The organism is Larkinella rosea, from assembly GCF_003858635.1.
Lineage (GTDB): Bacteria > Bacteroidota > Bacteroidia > Cytophagales > Spirosomataceae > Larkinella > Larkinella rosea.
Map to the genome: position 1 here is coordinate 46,047 of NZ_RQJO01000017.1, position 20,699 is coordinate 66,745.

Annotated in this window: 15 protein-coding genes; 3 read left to right on the forward strand and 12 right to left on the reverse strand. The window is 52.3% G+C overall.

Annotated elements, in window-relative coordinates; genetic code table 11:
• Positions 1–3 precede the first annotated feature (3 nt).
• Positions 4–714: an SDR family NAD(P)-dependent oxidoreductase gene (locus EHT25_RS31495; RefSeq protein ID WP_124879440.1), complete on the reverse strand. Its 711-nt coding sequence runs from the start codon at positions 712–714 to the stop codon at positions 4–6.
• Positions 715–1,037: 323 nt separating this feature from the next.
• Between EHT25_RS31495 and rhaT the strand changes: the two genes are divergently transcribed.
• The gene (gene rhaT / locus EHT25_RS31500; RefSeq protein ID WP_124879441.1) at positions 1,038–2,075 is read left to right on the forward strand and encodes an L-rhamnose/proton symporter RhaT; all 1,038 of its coding nucleotides are present in this window, start codon (positions 1,038–1,040) and stop codon (positions 2,073–2,075) included.
• 7 nt (positions 2,076–2,082) lie between these two features.
• Positions 2,083–3,327, forward strand: coding sequence for an alkaline phosphatase family protein (locus EHT25_RS31505; RefSeq protein ID WP_124879442.1), 1,245 nt, complete (start codon positions 2,083–2,085; stop codon positions 3,325–3,327).
• Between the two features lie 49 nt (positions 3,328–3,376).
• Here the strand turns inward: EHT25_RS31505 and EHT25_RS31510 are convergent, their stop codons facing one another.
• Positions 3,377–5,095 carry a GMC oxidoreductase gene (locus tag EHT25_RS31510; RefSeq protein WP_124879443.1) on the reverse strand — a complete coding sequence of 573 codons (1,719 nt, stop codon included), beginning with the start codon at positions 5,093–5,095 and terminating at the stop codon, positions 3,377–3,379.
• Positions 5,096–5,107: 12 nt separating this feature from the next.
• Positions 5,108–5,629: a gluconate 2-dehydrogenase subunit 3 family protein gene (locus EHT25_RS31515; RefSeq protein ID WP_124879444.1), complete on the reverse strand. Its 522-nt coding sequence runs from the start codon at positions 5,627–5,629 to the stop codon at positions 5,108–5,110.
• Between the two features lie 148 nt (positions 5,630–5,777).
• Between EHT25_RS31515 and EHT25_RS31520 the strand changes: the two genes are divergently transcribed.
• Positions 5,778–7,136 (forward strand): sensor histidine kinase, encoded by a 1,359-nt coding sequence (locus EHT25_RS31520; protein WP_124879445.1) that lies wholly within the window; start codon positions 5,778–5,780, stop codon positions 7,134–7,136.
• Between the two features lies 1 nt (position 7,137).
• Here EHT25_RS31520 and EHT25_RS31525 read toward each other — a convergent pair whose 3' ends face one another.
• The 9 genes from EHT25_RS31525 to EHT25_RS31565 form a co-directional block, all read right to left on the reverse strand.
• On the reverse strand, positions 7,138–9,312 hold the full coding sequence (locus EHT25_RS31525; RefSeq protein WP_124879446.1) for a c-type cytochrome domain-containing protein: 2,175 nt from the start codon (positions 9,310–9,312) through the stop codon (positions 7,138–7,140).
• 21 nt (positions 9,313–9,333) lie between these two features.
• Positions 9,334–10,788 carry a DUF1501 domain-containing protein gene (locus EHT25_RS31530; RefSeq protein WP_124879447.1) on the reverse strand — a complete coding sequence of 485 codons (1,455 nt, stop codon included), beginning with the start codon at positions 10,786–10,788 and terminating at the stop codon, positions 9,334–9,336.
• Positions 10,789–10,886: 98 nt separating this feature from the next.
• Positions 10,887–13,211, reverse strand: a complete 2,325-nt coding sequence (locus tag EHT25_RS31535; RefSeq protein ID WP_124879448.1) for a PSD1 and planctomycete cytochrome C domain-containing protein — start codon at positions 13,209–13,211, stop codon at positions 10,887–10,889.
• 141 nt (positions 13,212–13,352) lie between these two features.
• Positions 13,353–14,306: a sugar ABC transporter substrate-binding protein gene (locus EHT25_RS31540; protein WP_124879449.1), complete on the reverse strand. Its 954-nt coding sequence runs from the start codon at positions 14,304–14,306 to the stop codon at positions 13,353–13,355.
• Positions 14,307–14,331: 25 nt separating this feature from the next.
• The gene (locus EHT25_RS31545; protein WP_374756177.1) at positions 14,332–15,219 is read right to left on the reverse strand and encodes an ABC transporter permease; all 888 of its coding nucleotides are present in this window, start codon (positions 15,217–15,219) and stop codon (positions 14,332–14,334) included.
• A 117-nt stretch (positions 15,220–15,336) separates the two neighbouring features.
• Complete coding sequence (locus EHT25_RS31550; RefSeq protein WP_185731563.1) at positions 15,337–16,827, reverse strand: sugar ABC transporter ATP-binding protein; 1,491 nt, start codon at positions 16,825–16,827, stop codon at positions 15,337–15,339.
• 203 nt (positions 16,828–17,030) lie between these two features.
• Complete coding sequence (locus EHT25_RS31555; RefSeq protein ID WP_124879451.1) at positions 17,031–18,194, reverse strand: Gfo/Idh/MocA family protein; 1,164 nt, start codon at positions 18,192–18,194, stop codon at positions 17,031–17,033.
• 142 nt (positions 18,195–18,336) lie between these two features.
• Entirely contained in the window at positions 18,337–19,368 is a 1,032-nt protein-coding gene (locus tag EHT25_RS31560) for a sugar phosphate isomerase/epimerase family protein (RefSeq protein WP_124879452.1), read from the reverse strand.
• Between the two features lie 112 nt (positions 19,369–19,480).
• Entirely contained in the window at positions 19,481–20,686 is a 1,206-nt protein-coding gene (locus EHT25_RS31565; RefSeq protein WP_124879453.1) for a class I mannose-6-phosphate isomerase, read from the reverse strand.
• Positions 20,687–20,699 lie beyond the last annotated feature (13 nt).

A 20,699-nucleotide genomic window follows, 5' to 3' on the forward strand; every position in this document is an offset into this window, starting at 1 on the left:
TTCCTATTTAAGCGTGCTCATTCCGCCATCGACGCCCAAAATCTGGCCGGTGACCCAGCCGGATTCATCCGACAGTAAAAAGGTAACCATACCGGCAATATCGATGGGTGTGCCAATGCGGCCCAGCGGATGTCGCTTCCCGGCTGCTTCGATTCGGTTGGGCGATACCAACCCGACCGATTGTGCCAATGGTGTATCGGTGAGCGAAGGAGCAACGGCATTGAACCGAATGCCGTAGGGCGCATATTCGGCGGCCAGTGATTTTGTAAGTCCTTCGACGGCCGATTTCGACACGCTGACCGACGAATGAAGCCCGAAGCCGAGTTGGGCTGCTACGGTGCTGAACATCACGACACTGGCCGATTTCGACTGGATGAGGGCAGGGATGACGGTTTTCAGGATGGCAATAGCACCCAACACGTTCAGGGTAAAATCTTCCTGAAAATGTTCGGGCGTCAACCGGCCAAAAGCGGCCAGCCGAATACTTCCCGGCGCATACACCAGGCCGTGCAGGGTAGGCGGTAGTGCACTCAGATTGGCCTCGCCGGGCTGGGTGGCGTCCCACATTACATGCGTGGATTGGAGTCCGTCGGGTTGTCGCCGACCCGCCGTAAACAACGTTGCGCCTTCCGACTGAAGCTGCCGGGCGGTGGCCTGACCAATGCCGGACGACGCGCCGACAATCAGAATATTTTTTCCATTGAATCTGCTCATGTCCTGCAAACGCGGTGTGGAACCGTGTGGTTAGAAAAAAAGAAGATTTTTTGAAAAATTGTCGGTGACGTAAAACAAAATAAGCCCATTAGAAATCTAGTGGGCTTATCCTACTAACCTATGATGAAATAGTATTCTACGATTCAAAATTAGTATCTTAAAGTGATCTAACTATACCGTGCTGTCATGCTTTACAAAAATAGTTGGGTTATTTTTAAGTAATTTTATCGTTAGACCCGGCGGTTTTTCCGCTTTGTCGTTCAGGAGAGGGCAGGAAGGTCATTCTCGGGAAACTACACAGATTTGTTGAAAAATCACTATACATGGCTGTCATTTGGGGAGTTGTCTTGCATGCGCTCGGAGGATTTGCTTCCGGCAGTTTTTATTTACCCTATAAAAAAGTAGAAAGCTGGTCGTGGGAAAGTTACTGGCTCGTGGGCGGTATTTTCTCGTGGGTATTTGCGCCACTGGTTTTCGGTCTGATTACCGTGCCGAATCTGTTCGAGGTATTGGCGGCAGCACCGACTGAAACCAAATGGTGGGCCTATTTCTGGGGCGTCCTCTGGGGCTTCGGCGGTTTGACATTCGGCCTGACGATGCGGTATCTGGGCTTATCGCTTGGAATGGCCGTGGTTTTAGGGCTTTGTGCGGTTTTCGGCACCGTGGTGCCGCCCATCTGGCAGGGACAGTTCGGCACGCTGATGAGTACACTCTCGGGTCAAATCATCATTCTGGGCTTAGCGGTTTGTGTGCTCGGCATTTCCATCAGTGGCATCGCCGGAATGATGAAGGAAAAATCGATGACGGATGAACAGAAGAAGGAAACCATCGCCGAGTTTGACCTGAAGAAAGGGATTCTGGTAGCGGTTTTTTCCGGCATTATGAGCGCCTGCTTTTCGTTTGGACTGACGGCGGGACAGCCCATCGCCGAACTGGCCGTACAGAACGGCACGGATCCGCTTTACATGAACAACGCCCCGCTGGTGTTTATTTTGCTGGGCGGATTAACTACCAACGCGATCTGGTGTATCTATCTGAATATCAAGAATAAAACCTATACGGATTACGGAAACGTCACCGCGCCCGCGTTGAAAAACATTATTTTCTGTGCGCTGGCGGGCGTAACCTGGTACCTGCAATTCTTTTTCTACGGCATGGGCGACAGCAAAATGGGCGAATACCGGTTTTCGGGCTGGACGCTTCACATGGCGTTCATCATCGCCTTCAGTAGCTTCTGGGGGCTGTACCTCCACGAGTGGCGGGGTGCGAACCGGCAAACCATGCGAACGATCACGATCGGAATTGCCACCGTCGTTTTTTCAACCGTTGTGGTCGGTATCGGGAATTATCTGGCGGAATAAAAACCGTATGAACAGCCGAGTCTGGTATTTTCTGCTCCTTGCTATCGGTTTTTTCGGTACGTTTCCAAGCCGTGGACAGTCGGATAAACGCAAGGCGTTGTTCGTCATTGTCGACGGGATTCCGGCGGATGTGATCGAGAAACTGGCGAAACCGAATCTGGACGCCATTGCAAGAGAAGGCGGTTACGTCCGGGCGTATGTGGGCGGTCAGAAAGGGACCTATTCGCAAACGCCGACCATTTCGGCAGTGGGCTACAACAGTTTACTGACCGGCACCTGGGTCAACAAACACAACGTCTGGGATAACGACATCAAAGACCCGAATTACCAGTACTGGACCCTATTCCGGTTTTTCGAAATGCAGTATCCGCAGAAGAAAACCGCCGTTTTTTCGACCTGGCTCGACAACCGGACCAAACTGGTAGGAGAGGGACTTCCGGCCACCGGCCAGTTGCGTCTGGACTATTCGTTCGATGGTTTTGAGCTGGATACGCTCCATTTTCCGCACGACAAGGACAAGGAATACATTCACAGAATTGACGAAAAGGTCGTCGACGAAGCCGCTGCGTACATTCGACAGGAAAGCCCGGATTTGTCGTGGGTGTATCTGGAATTTACCGACGACATGGGGCACCGATACGGCGACAGCGAGCGGTTTTACCAGGCCATCCGCACGATGGACGACCAGATGGGGCGGTTGTGGAAAGCCGTTCAATACCGGCAGAAAACGTTCGGCGAAGACTGGCAGGTGTTCATCACCACCGACCACGGTCGTAGTGCCGACACCGGTAAGAACCACGGCGGCCAGTCGGATCGGGAGCGGAGTACGTGGATGGTCACGAATGCGAAAAGCCTGAATCCGTATTTCCGAAACGGAACGCCCGGCATTGTCGATATCATGCCGACGCTCGCCCGGCATCTGGACGTTACGATTCCCAAAGAACAGGCTTTTGAAATCGACGGGATTCCACTGACCGGAAAACTGTCGATCACCCATCCGACGGCGAAAAAAGAAGCCGGTAAAATTGCGCTAAGCTGGAAAGCTGCCGACGCCGAAGGCACCGTCAAAGTCTGGCTCTCGACGACCAATCACTTCGAAACCGGCCAGCGCGACCGGTATTTGCTCATGGACGAATTGCCCGTCAACGCCGAAAAAGCCGTCATCGACGTGTCGAAATTGCCGACCGGTTTTTACAAAATTGTATTGCAGGGACGCTATAACAGCCTGAATCGCTGGATTGTGGAGAAATAAAAAACAATCCCGGCAGATGAGCGAGTCACTTGCCGGGATTGTTTTTCGCTTACAAATTCTTCTTTTTCAATTCATTAACCGCATGATTGGCCGCCCGTGCCGTGATCGCCATGAAGGTCAGCGACGGGTTTTGGGTGGAGGTAGACGTCATGCAGGCACCATCAGTGACGAAGACGTTTTTGCAGTTGTGAAACTGGTTCCACTTGTTGAGCAGCGACGTTTTCGGATCTTTGCCCATCCGGACACCCCCCATTTCGTGAATGTCCAGTCCCGGCGCTTTGTCGGGTTTGTCGTGCGTCTGGATGTTCGTAAAACCGGCCAGCGTCAGCATTTCGGTCATCTGAGTATGAAAATCCTGAATCATCTTTTCGTCGTTGTCGTCGTACCCCACCGACACCCGCAGCAGCGGAATGCCCCAGTCGTCGGTTTGCGTTGAATCCAGCATTACGGTACTCGCTTCTTTGGGAATGGTTTCACCCATCATGTGCGAACCGACGCGCCAGTTGCCGTACTTCCGGTTGAAAAGACTCGTTTTTAATTCTTCGCCAATGCCCGCGGTATCGGCCCCGTTGATCCGGCTTCCGCTAAAACCGGCGGCATACCCGCGCAGAAAGTCCGTTTCCTGCTTGAAAACGTTGCGGAACCGCGGAATGTAACTGCCGTTTGGCCGGATTCCTTCGGTGGTTTTATCAAGTAAGCCTTCGTACTCGGCGGAAATGGTTGTTCGGAAATTATGGAAAGCCATGTATTTGCCCAGTAAGCCATTGTCATTTCCCAAGCCGTTCGGAAACCGGTTTGATTTGGAATTGAGCAGGATCAGGTTGGAGTTCAGGCAGGCGGCATTGACGAAAATGATTTTGGCATAATACTCGGTCGCCTGTTTCGTGTGCGCATCGATCACCCGTACGCCCGAAGCTTTGTTTTTCTTCTCGTCAAATAGAATCGAATGCACGACCGAATCGGGCCGTAACGTCATTTTTCCGGTTTTAGCCGCCCACGGCAGCGTCGAAGAATTGCTGCTGAAATAACCGCCGAACGGACAACCGCGCTGGCACAAATTCCGATTCTGGCACTGCCCGCGTCCCTGTTTCAGGTGAATTTCTTTGGGTTGCGTCAGGTGCGCACAACGTCCGATCACGATGGGCCTGGCGCCTTTGTAGTGCATCGCCATCTGGTCGGTGAAATGCTTCTCGACGCACGATTGCTCGTGGGGAGGAAGAAACTCGCCGTCCGGTAATTGAGCCAGGCCGTCCTTGTTTCCGGCCACGCCGATAAACTTCTCGACGTGGCTGTACCAGGGCGCAATATCGCCGTAACCAATGGGCCATTCGACGGCAAAACCGTCGCGGGCCGGGCCGTCAAAATCGTACTGCGACCACCGCTGGGTACCCCTCGCCCACATCAGCGATTTTCCGCCGACCTGATAGCCGCGAATCCAGTCGAACGGTTTATCCTGAATATAGGGATGTTCGGCATCTTTGACAAAGAAATGGGCCGCGTCCTCGTTGAACGCGTAACACCGGCTGGCAATCGGATTGGCGTCTTTCAGCGCCTTCGGAATCTGCCCCAGGTGGTCAAATTCCCAGGGATTCATCAGGGTCGTCGGGTAATCGGTGACGTGTTTGACATCGCGGCCGCGTTCCAGAACAAGTGTACGTAATCCCTTATCGCAAAGCTCTTTAGCTGCCCAGCCTCCGCTGATGCCCGAGCCAATGACAATGGCGTCGAAGGTGCGGTCCTTGACCGAATCAATATTGAAGTATGACATGAGTAGGAGAAATCAGTTGGTGATGACGTTCACGCAGCCGTGGTAAAAACCGGGTGCCATCACGTATTTCTGAACGTTGACCAGGTAATATTCCGAGTTGGTGTAGCCCCGGATGGTCAGCCCTTTGACCAGATTGGCAAATTGCTGCGTGGCCGGTTCGACGGAAGCTCCCATCTGCCGCAGCAAGTCGGTACGCTGGAGAGTGTCGCAGGATACGAACGGTTTGGTGTAGGCTTGCCGGGCGAGTTCGTCGGTTTTGGCCAGCCCTGCTTTCAGCAAATCCTGCGCCGACAGATCGTAGCAATCGTTGAGCATGCGCAAAATAAACTGGTGTACTTTCAGGGATTTGGCCCCCGGCGTGGTGGTTTCCGGAATGAACGTTTCGACCAGTTCGGCCAGCATTTCTTCCTCCGCCAGTGATCCGTAGGAAGTTTGCCCAACGGTTTCGGGTGTCCAGCCAGCGGCCCAGGAGGGGAGCGCGGCTATCGTTCCGGCAGTCACCAACAGACTCTTTAGTGCGTTACGGCGTTTCATTTTTTGCAGGTTAGTTAGCACTAAATTACGGAACACTTTTCGTTAATCCGCGTTGTCCGGTATTTTTTGCCCGAAAAACCGCCTGCTGACCTTTAAACAGAAATGTGTATCTTCGTGATGGCCGGGTAAGGGCCCCTCTTAGTTTTGTATGGGTGGTGATGCAGTTTTGTTTCTTTACGTTGGTTCGGTGGGGGCGATTTTCCTGCTGAACGCGTTTCAGTGGAGTTTTTCCCGTGACTGGATTTACGGCCTGTTTACCCTGCAGACGTTCATCTGGTTTGCTTACTCACTACTCCAGCGGTTGTTCCTCTCCAACGAGACCCTGACAACGGCTGATTACATGACAATCCATTCGACGGTGCATGGCCTGGCGCAGCTTGCGTACCTGGAGCTGGTGTATCGGCTGTTCAAGGTTGAAAACCGCCATCCCGGATTGCGACGCTGGTTTCGCTGCAGCCAGTTGATCGCCATTCTTTATCCGCTGACGGACGTTGCCCTGTTGCTTTACACCAACAAGGCGTGGCAGGCTACCTCGCTCAGTTTCGTTATTTCGACTTGTTACTGGATATTGCTGATAGGAAACTGCCTCTTGGGCATCTGGGTGGCTGCCCGGCGTCAGAATGCGGTTGGGTGGTTTTTTATGGCGGGTAGTTTTCTTTTGTTGTTGCACGAAACCAACTCGCTGGGCAATTACATTGGCCCCTTTTATCCGACGCCAACGACCGAATCGGGCATCAACCTGGCGAAACAGATTCTGGGCGGTGGCTTGATCCTCGAACTGATGTGTTTCTCACTGGCGCTGGTGTTACGTCAACGTCAGATTGCGGTGGCTCAGGCCGTGGAGCAAACACAACTGGAAGCCAAATTGGTGCAGGAACGGCTGGAAGCTGAATTAGTGCAGGAACGGCTTGAAAAGGAAAAAGCCGATGTGCAGCTCCGGGCGATGCAGGCGCAGGTCAATCCGCATTTTCTGTTCAACAGCCTCAATTCGCTGTCGTCGCTGATCGACGACGATCCGCAGCGGGCGGGCCGGTTTGTCGATCAGCTGAGCATTGTTTACCGGTATTTACTGCGCGCCAACGAGCAGCCTCTGACCACGCTGGCGAACGAACTCGACTTTATCCAGTCGTATTTTCACCTGTTAAAAACCCGCCACGGCGACGGCCTGACCGTCAATCTTCAGGTAAATGCCGACGATCTGGCGCAGTTGCTGCCACCCCTGACGCTCCAGTTGCTGGTCGAAAATGCCGTCAAACACAACGTCATCTCCTCCCGCCGACCGCTGTCGATTGAAATCCGCAGCGACGGAACCGGGCAACTCACCGTGCGTAACAACCTGCAACGCAAAACCACCCGTGTCTTTTCCAACGGCGTGGGCCTGGCCACCATTGCAACGCATTACCAGAAACTCCGCCAACCCGCTCCGGTGATCACCGAAGAAAACGGCCAGTTTGCCATTACGCTGCCGTTGATTGCGGCTTCGACGGATCTGGCGGAAGTGGAGTGAATCAATTAATAAACATCTCATCCACCAGCACCAGCCCCGGTTTGCCCTTACCGCCGTGCCATTCGGGGAGGGTGCACGGTTTGGCCACGATTTTCAGGTAGGCCACGGTCTGCGGTTTGAAGGTGCAGGTCACGTTTTTCAGGGAGTGTTCTTCCCCTTTGACGGGCATCGGCGGTTTTGTTGTCGAGAGCAGTTTTAGCTGTTCGCGGCTGTCGCCCCCCCAGACTTCGACGGAGCCCGGCGGGAAAATACCCGTGGCTTCTTCCACCATGATGCGCAGGGCGACGGACGAAACGTTGACCGGTTTTTTGAATTCGGCCATCAGCACCATGTCGTTGTTGCGAACGCCCGTCCAGTTGTTGGCCCAGGCCGGGCTGTTGGCGTTGAATGTGCCAAGTTTGTGATCAAAAAGCGATTTGGCACCTTCGGCCTGGTGAACCCGGTTCAGCGGCAGCAACAGGTTGACACTGTCGGGCGTGTAGGCACATTTGTAAAAATCGAAGGTCGCCAGACTGCTGCCGTACCAGCCATCCTTGTAGGCCTTGGCCTTAATGGTGGTCATATCGGTCAGGACGGTTTTGTTGTCGAAAACCGGTGAATGAACGCTATCGGGCTCCGTACCGTCGGTGGTGTACCGAATCTGCACGCCTTTGATCGGGTGGCGCAGCAGCAGCGGCATCGATTGCGCAAAGACCACGGAAGGGTTTTTGACTTCCGGCGGATTCAGCGTGAGCGGATTTTTGCCGTCGTCTTTAAAACCGGCAATAAACGTGATGTTTTTGTTCGCCTTTTGCAGTTGCTGAATCTCCGAACTGGTCACGGGCGTATCCCACAGCGCTACCGTTTTCAGGCTTTTCAATTCCCCGAGCTGCTTCTGCAATTCGGCGTAAGTCACCTTAGTTCCCGACAGCGTCAGGCTTTTCAATTGTTTTAAAGCAGCCAGATCGTTTAAGGTTTTTCCGGAAATATCGGTGAAATTCAGATCCAGTTTTTGCAGGTTTTCAAACTGGCTAATTGCTTTTAAATCCGCATCTTTGACCGGTAATTTGTTCAGATTCAGCGAAACAACCTGCTTTTTAATCTCACTTAATTCCTGCAATTTGTCGACAGAATACGTGCTTCGATTGTAAAGGTTAACCGCCAGGGCCGGCGATTCTTTGGCCAGTGGCGCAATCGTGCGGTAGTCATTGTTTAATTTCTGGACGGTTTCTTCATCAGCTGCTGAAAAATCATACTCCACTTCCACATGATCGGCGGGTTTAAACAACGAGGCAGCGATGCGACGTAGCGAATCGGAGGGAGGGAGGTCCAGCACCTTTTTGTTGAAGTCGGGGCGGCTTTTTGCCCACAGCGTCAGGAGCGTTAATTCGTCCGTTGTCAGCTGCGTTTTGCCCGTCGGCGGCATGTGTTTTTTGTCCTCCATCGGCATGTGAATCCGTTCGAACAACAAACCGGGATTCGCACTGTCAGCCTTGAATAACTTGCCGGATTTTCCGCCTTTCAGAATGGCTTCCACCTCCGCCAGATTCAATTGGCCCTTCAATTTTTCCGGATTGTGGCAACTGACGCATTTCTGTTCGAAAATCGGCTTGATCACGTCGTTAAACACCAGCGCCTGATCGATCGCAACCGGTTCAACTTTCCCCTGTTTGATGATTGGGCCGGTAATGAAGTTGTCGCCGTGCGTAATCACCGCGCCGTAATGACCCGCAACAATCAGGAATAAAACCGCTAAAACCGCTCCGGATCGGGCCACCGGTGCCTTGTACCACTCTTTGTTCCGGCTCCAGTAAATGAAACAGGAAAGGTAGAAAAGCCCAATCCCCGTCCACTTGTGCCACTGCAAAACGTCGCCGGAATATCCGTCTTCTTTGGACAGAAACAGGCCCATCACGACGGTTATTGCGGCCGACAACGCACCGACGAGTAGCAGATTAGACAGAAAACCGCGGTAAAATGCATTTGCCGCATACGAAGGATTGAAGCGAAAAAGCTCCATTGCCATCGCCAGCAACAGGATAACAATGGGAAAATGGAGAATAAGCGGGTGCATTCGCCCGAGGGGTTGGACCCAGGTCGGCACCACAATTTTACTTTCAAAAACCAACAGAAACAGTATAAAAATGCCAGAAGCAAACAACGCCTGCTCGGCCAGACTCTTGACCTTTTTAGTCATCACAAAAGCAATCCAGTGGGTTTAGGCAATCAGGTCATTAATAACTTTTCCGGAAACGTCCGTCAATCGATACCGGCGTCCGAGGTGTTTGAAAATCAGTTTTTCGTGATTCAGGCCCATCTGGTGCAAAATCGTCGCCTGAAAATCGTGGACGTGCACCGGATTTTGCGCAATGTTGTAACCCAGCTCGTCGGTTTCGCCGTAGACCATACCCGGTTTAATACCGCCACCGGCCATCCAGATGGTGAAGCAGCGGGGATGGTGGTCACGACCGTAGTTGTCGGCGGTCAGTTTACCCTGCGTATAGCTGGTCCGGCCAAATTCACCGCCCCAGATCACGAGCGTTTCATCGAGCAAACCGCGTTGCTTCAGGTCAGTCACCAGGGCCGCCGATGCCTGATCGACATCTTTCGCTTGTCTGGCAATTTCGAAAGGCAGGTTGCCGTGCTGATCCCAGCCCTGGTGGTACAGCTGCACAAAACGAACGCCGTTTTCGGATAACTTCCTCGCCAGCAGGCAGTTGGCTGCATAGGTGCCCGGTACCAGACAATCCGGGCCGTAGAGTTTGATAATATCGTCTGATTCTTTCGACAGGTCCATCACTTCCGGAACCGCCGTCTGCATCCGGTAGGCCATTTCGTATTGCTTCACTTTGGCCGTGATTTCCGGATCGCCAAACTCCTGATACGCCATGTCGTTCAGTTGCGCCAGGTTGTCGAGCATATCCCGGCGCGCGTGGCGGTCCATGCCTTCCGGGTCGCGGAGGTACAAAACCGGGTCTTCGCCCTTGCTGAACTGCACGCCCTGGTGAATGGAATCCAGAAACCCGTTCGACCACAGTTTGGAATACACGCCCTGCCCGTTTCCGATTCCGCGCGACAGCAAAACCGTAAAATTCGGCAGGTTTTTATTCTCATTTCCCAGGCCGTAACTCAGCCACGAACCCATGCTCGGGCGGTTTCCCTGCTGCGAACCGGTTTGCAGAAATGTCAGGGCCGGGTCGTGGTTAATGGCTTCGGTAAACATCGATTTCACGATGCAGAGGTCATCCACAATTTTGGCCGTGTAGGGAAACAAATCACTCACCCACGCCCGCGACTGGCCGTATTGTTTAAAATTGACAAACGAACCCACCAGCGGAAACGACGCCTGATTGGCCGTCATGCCGGTTAACCGCTGCGTACCGCGCACGGAGGGCGGGATTTCCTGCCCCAACATTTCCCGCAGTTTGGGTTTGTAATCGAACAGTTCCTGCTGCGAAGGAGCGCCGTTCTGGAACAGATAGATCACACGCTTGGCCTTGGGCGCAAAGTGCGGAATACCAGGTGGTAAGCTATCATCATCGGCGTTGTTTCCACCAAACAGATCCGGGATCATCAGCGATCCTAAAGCTGCGCTCCCCAGCCCCAGACTCAGTCGGGACAGAAAGCGACGCCGGTTAAAATTGAAGCCGTGTTCTAAGATTTCCTTTTCCATTTTATGACGTATCCACGGACTTGAATCCGTGTTTTTTGGCTTACTTTTCCTTGGGTTAATTTCGAAGATGAACTCACGGACGGGCAGTCCGTGGTACGTTAGGTTTTCGTGATCGTTTCTTCCAGGTTGTAAATCGTCGAAACGACGCGCATCAGGGCGGCCAGTTTCAAGCGATCGATTTGCGCCGGAATCGGGTATTCACCCACGGCCAGCGATTTTTCCGCCACCGGTTTTTTAATTTCCTTCAGCTCTTTTTCATAATAGGCCGTCAGCATATCAATTTCCTTTTCGCGCGGTTTGCGCCCCACAATCAATCGGAATGCTTTGCTGATCTTGTCCTTTTCTTCGCTTTTTTCCTGTAGTAAATTGGCCGCCAGAACGCGTGACGCTTCCAGAACCGTCGGGTCGTTCATCATCACCAGTGCCTGCAAAGGCGTATTGGTTTTCAGGCGTTTAACCTCGCACAAATCCCGGTTGCTGGCGTCGAAAATCGCCATCGACGGGGGCGGAACCGTGCGTTTGATGAGGGTGTACATCCCGCGCCGGTACAGTTTGGCACCGTGATCCTGCACATAAGTCGAGAGCAGACCCCGGCCCGAAGTGGCGCCTTCCCACAATCCCGGCGGTTGGTACGGTTTGACGCTGGGGCCGCCGATGGTTCGGTTCAGCAAACCACTGCTCGATAGTACCAGATCCTTGACGAACTCGGCCGCAATGCGGTACCGTGGGCCGCGCGCCAGGTAAATATTGTCCGGATCAACTTTCAGTTTTTCCGGCGTAATCACCGCCGACTGACGATACGTGGCCGACGTCACCATCTGTTTCACCAGTCGTTTGATGTCCCAGTTGTGGTCCATGAAATCGACCGCCAGCCAGTCCAGCAGTTCCGGATTGGTGGGCAAATCGCCCTGCATCCCAAAATCGCCGGAGGTTTTCACGATCCCTTTTCCGAAAAATTCCTGCCACAACAGGTTGACATAGACCCGGGCGGTTAGCGGATTCTTTTTGTCAAATAGCCACTGCGACAATCCCAGGCGGTTTTTGGGGTAATTTTTGTTGAAAGGCAGAATGGACGAAGGCGTTCCGGGAGTTACTTCATCCCCCGGCGCATCGTAAACGCCCCGCTTCAGAATGTAGGTTTTACGCGAGGTGTCCGGTTCCAGATCGCCCATGATCGACACAATTAATCGATTCGTATCCGGTTTATTGACAAACGTTAAAATGTTTTTGACCTCCGCATCGCTGATTTCCATCAGCGGTTTTTTGGCGTAGGTTTCCGGTCCACCAATCACCGATTCAATCCCGACTTCTTTCACATTATTGAAAAAAGCAAAGAGTTGATAGTACTCTTTCTGCGAAAACGGATCGTATTTATGGTCGTGGCAATGCGCGCATTCCATCGTAACGCCCAGTAACCCTTTCCCGAATAAATCCGTCCGGTCGGTGACGTAACCAATCCGGTATTCTTCCGGAATAACACCTCCTTCTTCCGTGATTTTATGATTGCGGTTAAAACCGGTCGCCAGCAATTGTTCCTTGGTCGAATTGGGCAGCAAATCACCCGCCAATTGCCAGGTCACGAAATCATTGTAGTGCATGTTTTTGTTGAACGCGTGGATCACCCAATCACGCCAGGGCCACTGCGTCCGGTAGCCATCATCCTGATACCCATGCGAATCGGCGTAGCGGGCAAGGTCCAGCCAGTGCAAGGCCATCTTCTCTCCGTAGGCCGGATTTTTCAACAATTGATCGACGGCTTTTTCGTAGGCGTTTGCACTATTGTCGGCCAGAAACTGATCCATCAGCGGCAACGACGGCGGTAAGCCGGTCAGGTCCAGACTTAACCGTTTCAATAACCGCTCTTTATCCGCTTCTTCATTGGGCGATAAACCTTTCTGTTCCTGTTTATGCAGGACGAAATAATCGATCTCATTTTTGGGCCATTCCTTTTTATCAACTTCCGGAAGAGCCGGTTTTTTCGGAGCAACAAACGCCCAGTGTTTCTCGTATTTGGCGCCCTGTTTTATCCATTTCTCAATCAGTTTAATTTGATGAGAAGTCAGTTTTAGATTGGACGAAGGCGGAGGCATTAACAACGACGTATCCTGCGTACTGATTCGCAAATAAGCTTCCGACAATTCCGGTTTTCCCGCCACCAGCGCGTGGGCCGTCGGGTTTTCCTGCAAGGCTTTAAAAGCATTTTCGGCAATGTCGAGCCGCAATCCTGCTTCCCGCTTATTGGCATCCGGACCGTGGCAAGCCAGGCATTTATCCGACAGAATCGGACGGATGTCAAAATTGTAGCTGACAACATCCGGCAGTTTCTCCTCCTCAACCCGACTGCCTGAACCCGTGTTACAGGCTTGTAGGGTAAATAAACTGCCCGCAAGAACACAGATCAAATAAAAGGACCACTTCAGCATATGAAAACAATCTTAATTCAATAAAAAGTCGAAATTCAGGAAATTTAAAAGAGGATGTGGGGCATTGCCATTCTGGAACAGGTAAGGCAATTTCATAAAATAACGAATCAGAACCTGATATGATTCATCCTGATAGTGATATTATTTCATAAATTTAGCCAAATTGTCCTTCGTTACCAACTGAAACGGGATCAGTATTTCTTTGTCGAATGCTTCGCCCTTGGCAATTTTGACGGCGGTTTCGATGGACTTGGCCCCCTGTTGCTCGGCGTTCTGGAAAACCGTCGCGTCGAGCGTGCCCTTCTGAACGGCCTGCAACGCATCCGGAATGGCATCGATGCTGACCACGATTACTTTATTTTTCAGGCCCGCGTCGGTCAATGCCTTGACGGCACCCATGCCCATTTCGTCGTTCTGGGCAAAAACCGCATTGATGTCGGCGCCGTACGACTGAATCCAGTTTTCCATCAGCGCCATGCCTTTGGCCCGGTCCCATTCGCCGGTCTGGTGAGCGAGCAGTTTCAGGTTTGGATATTGTTTCAGCACCTCCCGCGCGCCCTGTTCACGTTTGATCTGGGCGGCTTGCCCCATGTACCCGTGCATCATCACGACGTTGCCTTTGCCGCCCAGCTTTTCGGCGATAAATTTCATCGCAATCCGGCCTGATTCCACATCATCTGAACCGATGAAAGCCGACGGTTTGGCGGTGGTTTCAGAGTTTACATTGATGATGGGAATTTTAGCTGCCAACGCTTTTGTAACGGCCGGTGAACTGGCTTCTACTTCGCAGGGATTCATGATGATGACGTCGACTTTCTGCGCAATAAAACTCTCCACCTGCTCGATTTGCTTCAGGGCCGAACGCTCCGCATCGACGGTAATCAGCTCGACACCCAATTCCTTCGCTTTCTTCTCGATCTCGTCGCTGACATTGACAATAAATTCGTTCTGCATGCTGAGCATCGTAACGCCAACCGTCAGTTTTTTGCCTTCGCTTTCGCCACTTTTTTCGCTCGAAGTAGACTGGTTACAACCGCTTAGAAAAACGGAAAGAAGGAAGATGGCACTGAAAGAACTGAAATAAATACGTTTCATTTTTGAGGTTAAGGGGAATAGAGAATCAATTCTTAGTTTGATTTAAACTATCCAGCACAACGGCACCGATGATGATAATTCCCATCACAACCTGCTGGTAATAGGACGTGACGTTCATCAAATCCAGACCGTTGCTGATGACGCCAATCAGCAACGCGCCGATGAGCGTTCCGGTCATGGTTCCGGTTCCACCGGTCGTACTGGTTCCGCCGATAATGGCAGCGGCAATCGCGTCCAGCTCAAAACCAACTCCGGCGTTGGGTTGACCGGTTGTAATTCTGGACGTTAGCAAGATTCCGGCCAGCGCGGCCAGCCCACCGCAGAGCGTGTAAACGACCATTTTGACCTTGTTCAACTGAATACCGGAAGCTCTGGCAGCCGGTTCGTTGCCGCCCACCGCGTACATATACCGGCCCAATACGGTTTTTTTAAGAACGACCGAACAGACGATAAACAGCACAATCAGGATGATAATTGGAGTAGGAATACCCGCTAATTGCCCTCCGCCGATGAAATTAAACGAATCGGATAAATTCGAAATGGGACGTCCTTTACTGAGAATTAAAGCCAGTCCACGGCCAATGGTCATCGTGCCCAGCGTGACAATAAACGGTGGAACTTTGCTTTTGGTAATGACTAAACCGTTAAAAGCGCCGAGCAATAAACCAGCGGCTAAACCCGCAAGGATGGGAACAATGACGGGATAGGAATCCGGGTGGGCGAACATCGCAGCGACCACACTGGTTACGGCAACAATGGAGCCAATGGAAAGGTCGATGCCGCCCGTAATAATAACAAACGTTACCCCAAAAGCCAGTAATGCATTGATCGATACCTGCGTAACGACAATCAGTAAATTTGAGACCGTCAGAAACTTGGGCGTAACAACCGAAAGAACGAGGCAAATCAGCATGAATGCGATAAAAATACCGTATCTACCGATGCCTCTGATGCGTGTTTTATACGGTTTCTGGGTTGAATTACGGTCGGTTTTTAAAAGGTTTTCCATCCGGGTTAGTCAACGAAATGATCAATGTACCGCATAACTCATAATTGTTTCCTGCGTGGCTTCTGCTTTACTCAGTAAGGCGGTTTGTTTTCCCTGCGACAGCACCAGAATCCGATCGCTCATCCCCAGAATTTCGGGTAATTCAGACGAAATCATGATCACGGCAATGCCGTCGGAAACCAACCGGTTTATTAATTTATATATTTCAAACTTGGCACCCACATCGATTCCCCGCGTCGGCTCGTCGAGTATCACGAGATCAGGCGACGCCAGCAGGACTTTACCAATCACTACTTTCTGCTGGTTTCCCCCGCTCAGATACATCACTTTCTGATCCATACCGGCGGTTTTTATGCGCAGGTCCGCGATCATCTTGGTCGCCGTAGCCGCTTCGCTTTTGTCCTGAATAAACAGCCCGCGGGCGTGGTTCGGCAGGCTCGACAGGGTAATGTTGTGCTTCACCGACAGGCCGGGAATAAACCCCAGACCCTTCCGATCCTCGCTAACATAACCAATTCCCTGACGAATTGCATCCTGTGGAGTCTTGATAATAAGTTGTTTTCCTTTCAGGTAAATCTCACCGCTGTCGACGGCATCCAGTCCAAAAATGGCACGGGCGATTTCCGTCCGACCCGCACCCATCAAACCGGCAATGCCGAGCACTTCCCCGGCATGCACTTCAAAAGTGATATCGGAGAATTTCCCCGCCCGGCTCAGGTTTTTAACTGACAGAATCTCAGCACCTTTGTGACCGGTCGGTTCCGGAAATAGGCTGTCAATTTCCCGGCCCACCATCAGCTGAATCAGCGAATTGATCGTCAGGTCGGCGGCCGGTCTGGTGTCGATGTATTTGCCATCCCGCAAGACCGTAATGGTGTCGGAGATTTCAAATATTTCGTCCATTTTGTGGGAAATGTAAATGATCGCGACGCCTTTCTGCTTCAAATCTTTGATAATGCTGAACAGCGTGGCGACTTCTTTGTCGGACAGCGCGGAAGTCGGCTCATCCATGATAATGACCCGGGCGTCGTTGGAAAGGGCTTTGGCAATTTCCACCATCTGCATTTCGGCCACGCTCAGATACTTCATTTTGGCCGTTGGCGAAATGCTGACGCCCATTTGTTCCAGCAAAACCGCAGCCTGCTGATTCAGCTTTTTTTCATCGATCCAGCCGAATAAACCGCCGTTGGTTTCCCGGCCCAGAAAGATATTCTGCGCTACGGTCAGCTCGGGAACAATCAGGATTTCCTGGTGAATCATGGAAATGCCTTTCTTTAGCATTTCACTGACGTGACTGGCCTTCAATTCGCTTCCTTCAAAGAAAATCTCCCCCGAATCGGGTGTATGAAGACCGATCAGAATCTTCATGAACGTGGATTTCCCGGCGCCGTTTTCACCCATGAGCGCGTGAACTTCCCCTTTACGGAGGTTCAACTGAACCTGATCGAGCGCCTTTACGCCCGAAAACGATTTGGTTAATCCATGAACGGTCAGAATGTAATCCGGATTCATTATTGATGAAAACACAATGGGTTGGGAGAATTATCAGCCCACGCACGGTTCGAACCGTGGGAACAAAGAATAAATATTGGCTAAATCAAAACCGTTTTAACGGTTTCCGGGGCTCGGAAACCGTTAAAACGGTTTTGATAAAATCAAATATGATTCTGTCCCCGAAACCACGGTTCAGACCGTGGGCTGGTAATTACCTAAAACTATTTCTCCGTCCACTCGACGCCGGTGTCTTTCCAGCTTTTCGATTTGGCGGATTCGATGACGGCTTCGCACACTTTCTGGGTTTCCAGCGCATCCTTGAACGTGGGCGAGCAGGGCTCACCGGTTTCCAGACTTTTCAGGAAATCGGCCACCTGATGGACAAAACCGTGTTCGTAGCCGATACCCAGACCCGGCACCCACCATTTGTCCATGTAGGGTTGATCGCCATCCGTGACGTGAATCGAACGCCAGCCGCGGACAATGGATTCGTCGGAATGATCGAAGTATTCCAGTCGGTTCAGATCGTGCAGATCCCAGCGGATCGATGCGTGTTCGCCGTTGATTTCGAGCGTATAAAGCGCTTTGTGGCCACGCGCGTAGCGGGTCGATTCGAACAGACCCAATGAGCCGTTTTCAAAATGGCAGTGGAAAATACAGGCGTCATCAATCCCAACGGGTTGCACTTTGCCGGTCAGGGCGTGCATCCGCTCTTTCACAAAGGTTTCGGTAACCGCCGATACATCCGTGATGCCACCGTTGATCCACATGGCTGTATCAATACAGTGAGCCAGCAAATCACCCGTTACGCCCGAACCAGCAGCCTCGAGGTCCATCCGCCAGGTGCCGGTACCGCCCTGCGGAACGTCGGCGTTAATGGTCCAGTCCTGCAGGAAGTTGGCGCGGTAGTGGAAAATCCGGCCCAGTTTGCCGGAAGCGACGATCTGCTTCGCCAGTGAAACGGCGGGCAGACGGCGGTAGTTGTACCAAACCGTGTTGGCCACACCGGCTTTGTTGACGGCTTCCACCATTTTCTCGCCTTCGGCCAGGTTGCGGGAGAGCGGTTTTTCGCAGAGAATCATTTTCCCGGCGGCCGCTGCGGCAATGGCGATCTCGGCATGGGTATCGTTGGGCGTGCAGATATCAACGGCGTCGATGTCGTCCCGGGCTACGAGGGCTTTCCAGTCGGTTTCGATGGATTCGTAGCCCCATTGATCGGCAAACGCCTGTACTTTCTCGGCGTTGCGCGAGCAAACCGCCTTCAAAACCGGCGTGTATTCCAGGTCAGGGAAAAAATTGGGTACGCGATTATAACCATTGGAGTGCGTCCGGCCCATAAAACCGGTCCCGATCAATCCAATTCGGAGTTCTTTTTTAGCTGCCATTTTTTAAGTTAAGGTTTACAGTTTTCGATATACGGTTTTCGGCGTACCCATGGACTTTAGTCCGTGTTTTCCATATTGACCATGACTTAGCCCTGAAGAAAGAACACGGACTCAAGTCCGTGGGTACGTTAAAAACTGTATACTATTCACTCCATCCGTGCTGGTCGCGGACTTTGATGAGGGCTGCCAGGATGTCGTTCCAGGTTTGCTGTTTATACATGACCTCGTTCGGGAACATACAGCCATCCCAGCAAATGTGTTTGAAGGCTTTGGTGAGGTTGCCGTTTTCATCGCGGAGCCAGTAGCCCGCATCTTTGGCAATATCGAGTTTACCGTTCGGGTCGGTGGCCAGGCAGTGGCGACCGGTTTTGTCGTGCGAGCCGGTTCCGTGAACGGTTCCGTCATTCTGAGCCACGTGGAAATCGATGGTCCAGGGGCGCAGGGCTGCCGTCATTTTTTTCAGGCCTTCTTCCAGTGCAGCGCGGTCGCTCCAGTCGAAGTCGGCGGGCAGAATGCGGTCTTCGGGGCTGTTGTAACCCAGCATGTACAGCAAGGTGTGCGACATATCGGCCTGGAAGCCCATGTTCGGACGGTCGACAGCCGCCAGCGTATCGATCATCGTTTTCCAACTGTGCATACCACCCCAGCAGATTTCGCCTTCAGCGGCCAGTTTTTCGCCGTATTCAGCGGCTACATCGCAGGCTTCGCGGAAGGTTTCAGCAATCAGTTTGGTGTTGCCCGCCGGATCTTTCGCCCAGGTTTCGGGGGAACTGGCCGAGTCGATGCGAATGACACCGTACGTCCGAATGCCGATTTCTTTCAGGTATTGACCGTATTGACAGGCTTTCCGAACCATGTCGACAAAAACCGCCCGGTCTTCCTTACTACCCAGAACCGGTCCGCCCCAGATCGGAGCCACCAGCGAACCGATGACTAACCCGTGGGCGGCCACTTTATCGGCCAATTTCTTAGCCCCTTCTTTCGGGTCATTGATGTCGATGCTGGGATCGAACAGACCGACATCGACGCCGTCGAACTTCACACCGTCTACTTCCGCAGCCGCCGTCAGTTCCAGCATGGTATCGATCGGAATCAGCGGTTCAGAATCTGGACCTTTTCCCACCACACCCGGCCAGGTGGCGTTGTGGAGCTTGGGGAAACTATTTGTGCTCATGATGAAATGTTGGTTTAAGGTTTTAGAAAATCGTACCCACGGACTTTAGTCCGTGTTTTTTGAGCTATTTATTTGGTTACCTCGAAAACACGGACTAAAGTCCGTGGGTACATTACAATACTAAATCCGGATTAGCCGGGCCGAAGTGTTTCAGCATGACAATCGGATCGGTCGTCGACGGGTTGACGATGGTAACACCTTCCACGGCGGATTTTTCACTGATGAAAAATTCGTCGTTGGTCAGTTGGCCATAGCGAATCAGGGCCGGGGTTTCGATGTCCCAAACGCCCATTTTGCCGTGTCCCTGCATCACGATGATTCCGTAGGCGGCACTGTCTTTGATGGTAACGGTTTGACCCGGGAAAACCGTCAGTTCCTTGGCGCTGAACGCGTCGGATTTGTAGCAAACCCAGACTTCGCTGTAACCTTCGGCGGCCATTTCGGCGGAATCCTTCACCGGTTTCGGCACCATGTAGCGGTTGGCCATCATCTGCGGATCGACGTTCAGGTCCCAGTCAATGGCTTCCATCAGCTGGTCGTAGTCACCGATGCGGTCTTTCGGCGTGCCGTTCCAGAGCAATTCTTCCGGAATAATGGCCTCATTGACAAGGGATTGGTACATCGCAAAAACGTCAGACGCTTTTTGCGGTTCGTACGTACACAAACTACCCGGCGCGTGGAGCAGCCCCGGCGGAACATCCCAGCCCGTTCCCGGTTCCAGGCGATAGGCCATCGAGTAGTTGGTGATCTTGTTATCGCCTTTCGTGAAATTCTGCAGGCATTCCTTGATCTGTTCTTTGCTCGTTCCCGGCGCAATGCCGATGAACGTATAGGGGAAATCACCGCCGTGATTGTTCAGTTGCGGAGGGAAATAATAAGCCTCCGGTTTGCCCAACTGGCCGATCAGGGCTGCCTGCTCGTCGTTGTGGTGGAGGTGGTGGGGGAGTGGCCCCATGTTGTCGAAAAACTTGGAATACATCGGCCACGCACCGTATTCATTCCACAAGCGGTCGCCAATCAGTTCGCCTTTCAGCTCGTCGATGGCGTCTTTCAATAAAATTTTTTCTTCCGTTGTGCCGTCCGAATAAACGACTGCACTCAAGCCTTCGTTTTCGCCGGTCAGCGGACCATTTTTTGCGGGCGTTGTCGACGACAACCAGCGTTCGTCGATGCCACCGCGCTCACCGCCCAGGACGTAATAATCATCAGGATGTAACTTAATTCTCCGTCCGGGAACACAGAATGACCGGGGCACCCAGGTCGGAGCCAAACGCAAAATTCCTTTTCCCTGTTCCAGGGCTTTTTCTGCTAAACTCATTTTTCTCGTTGTT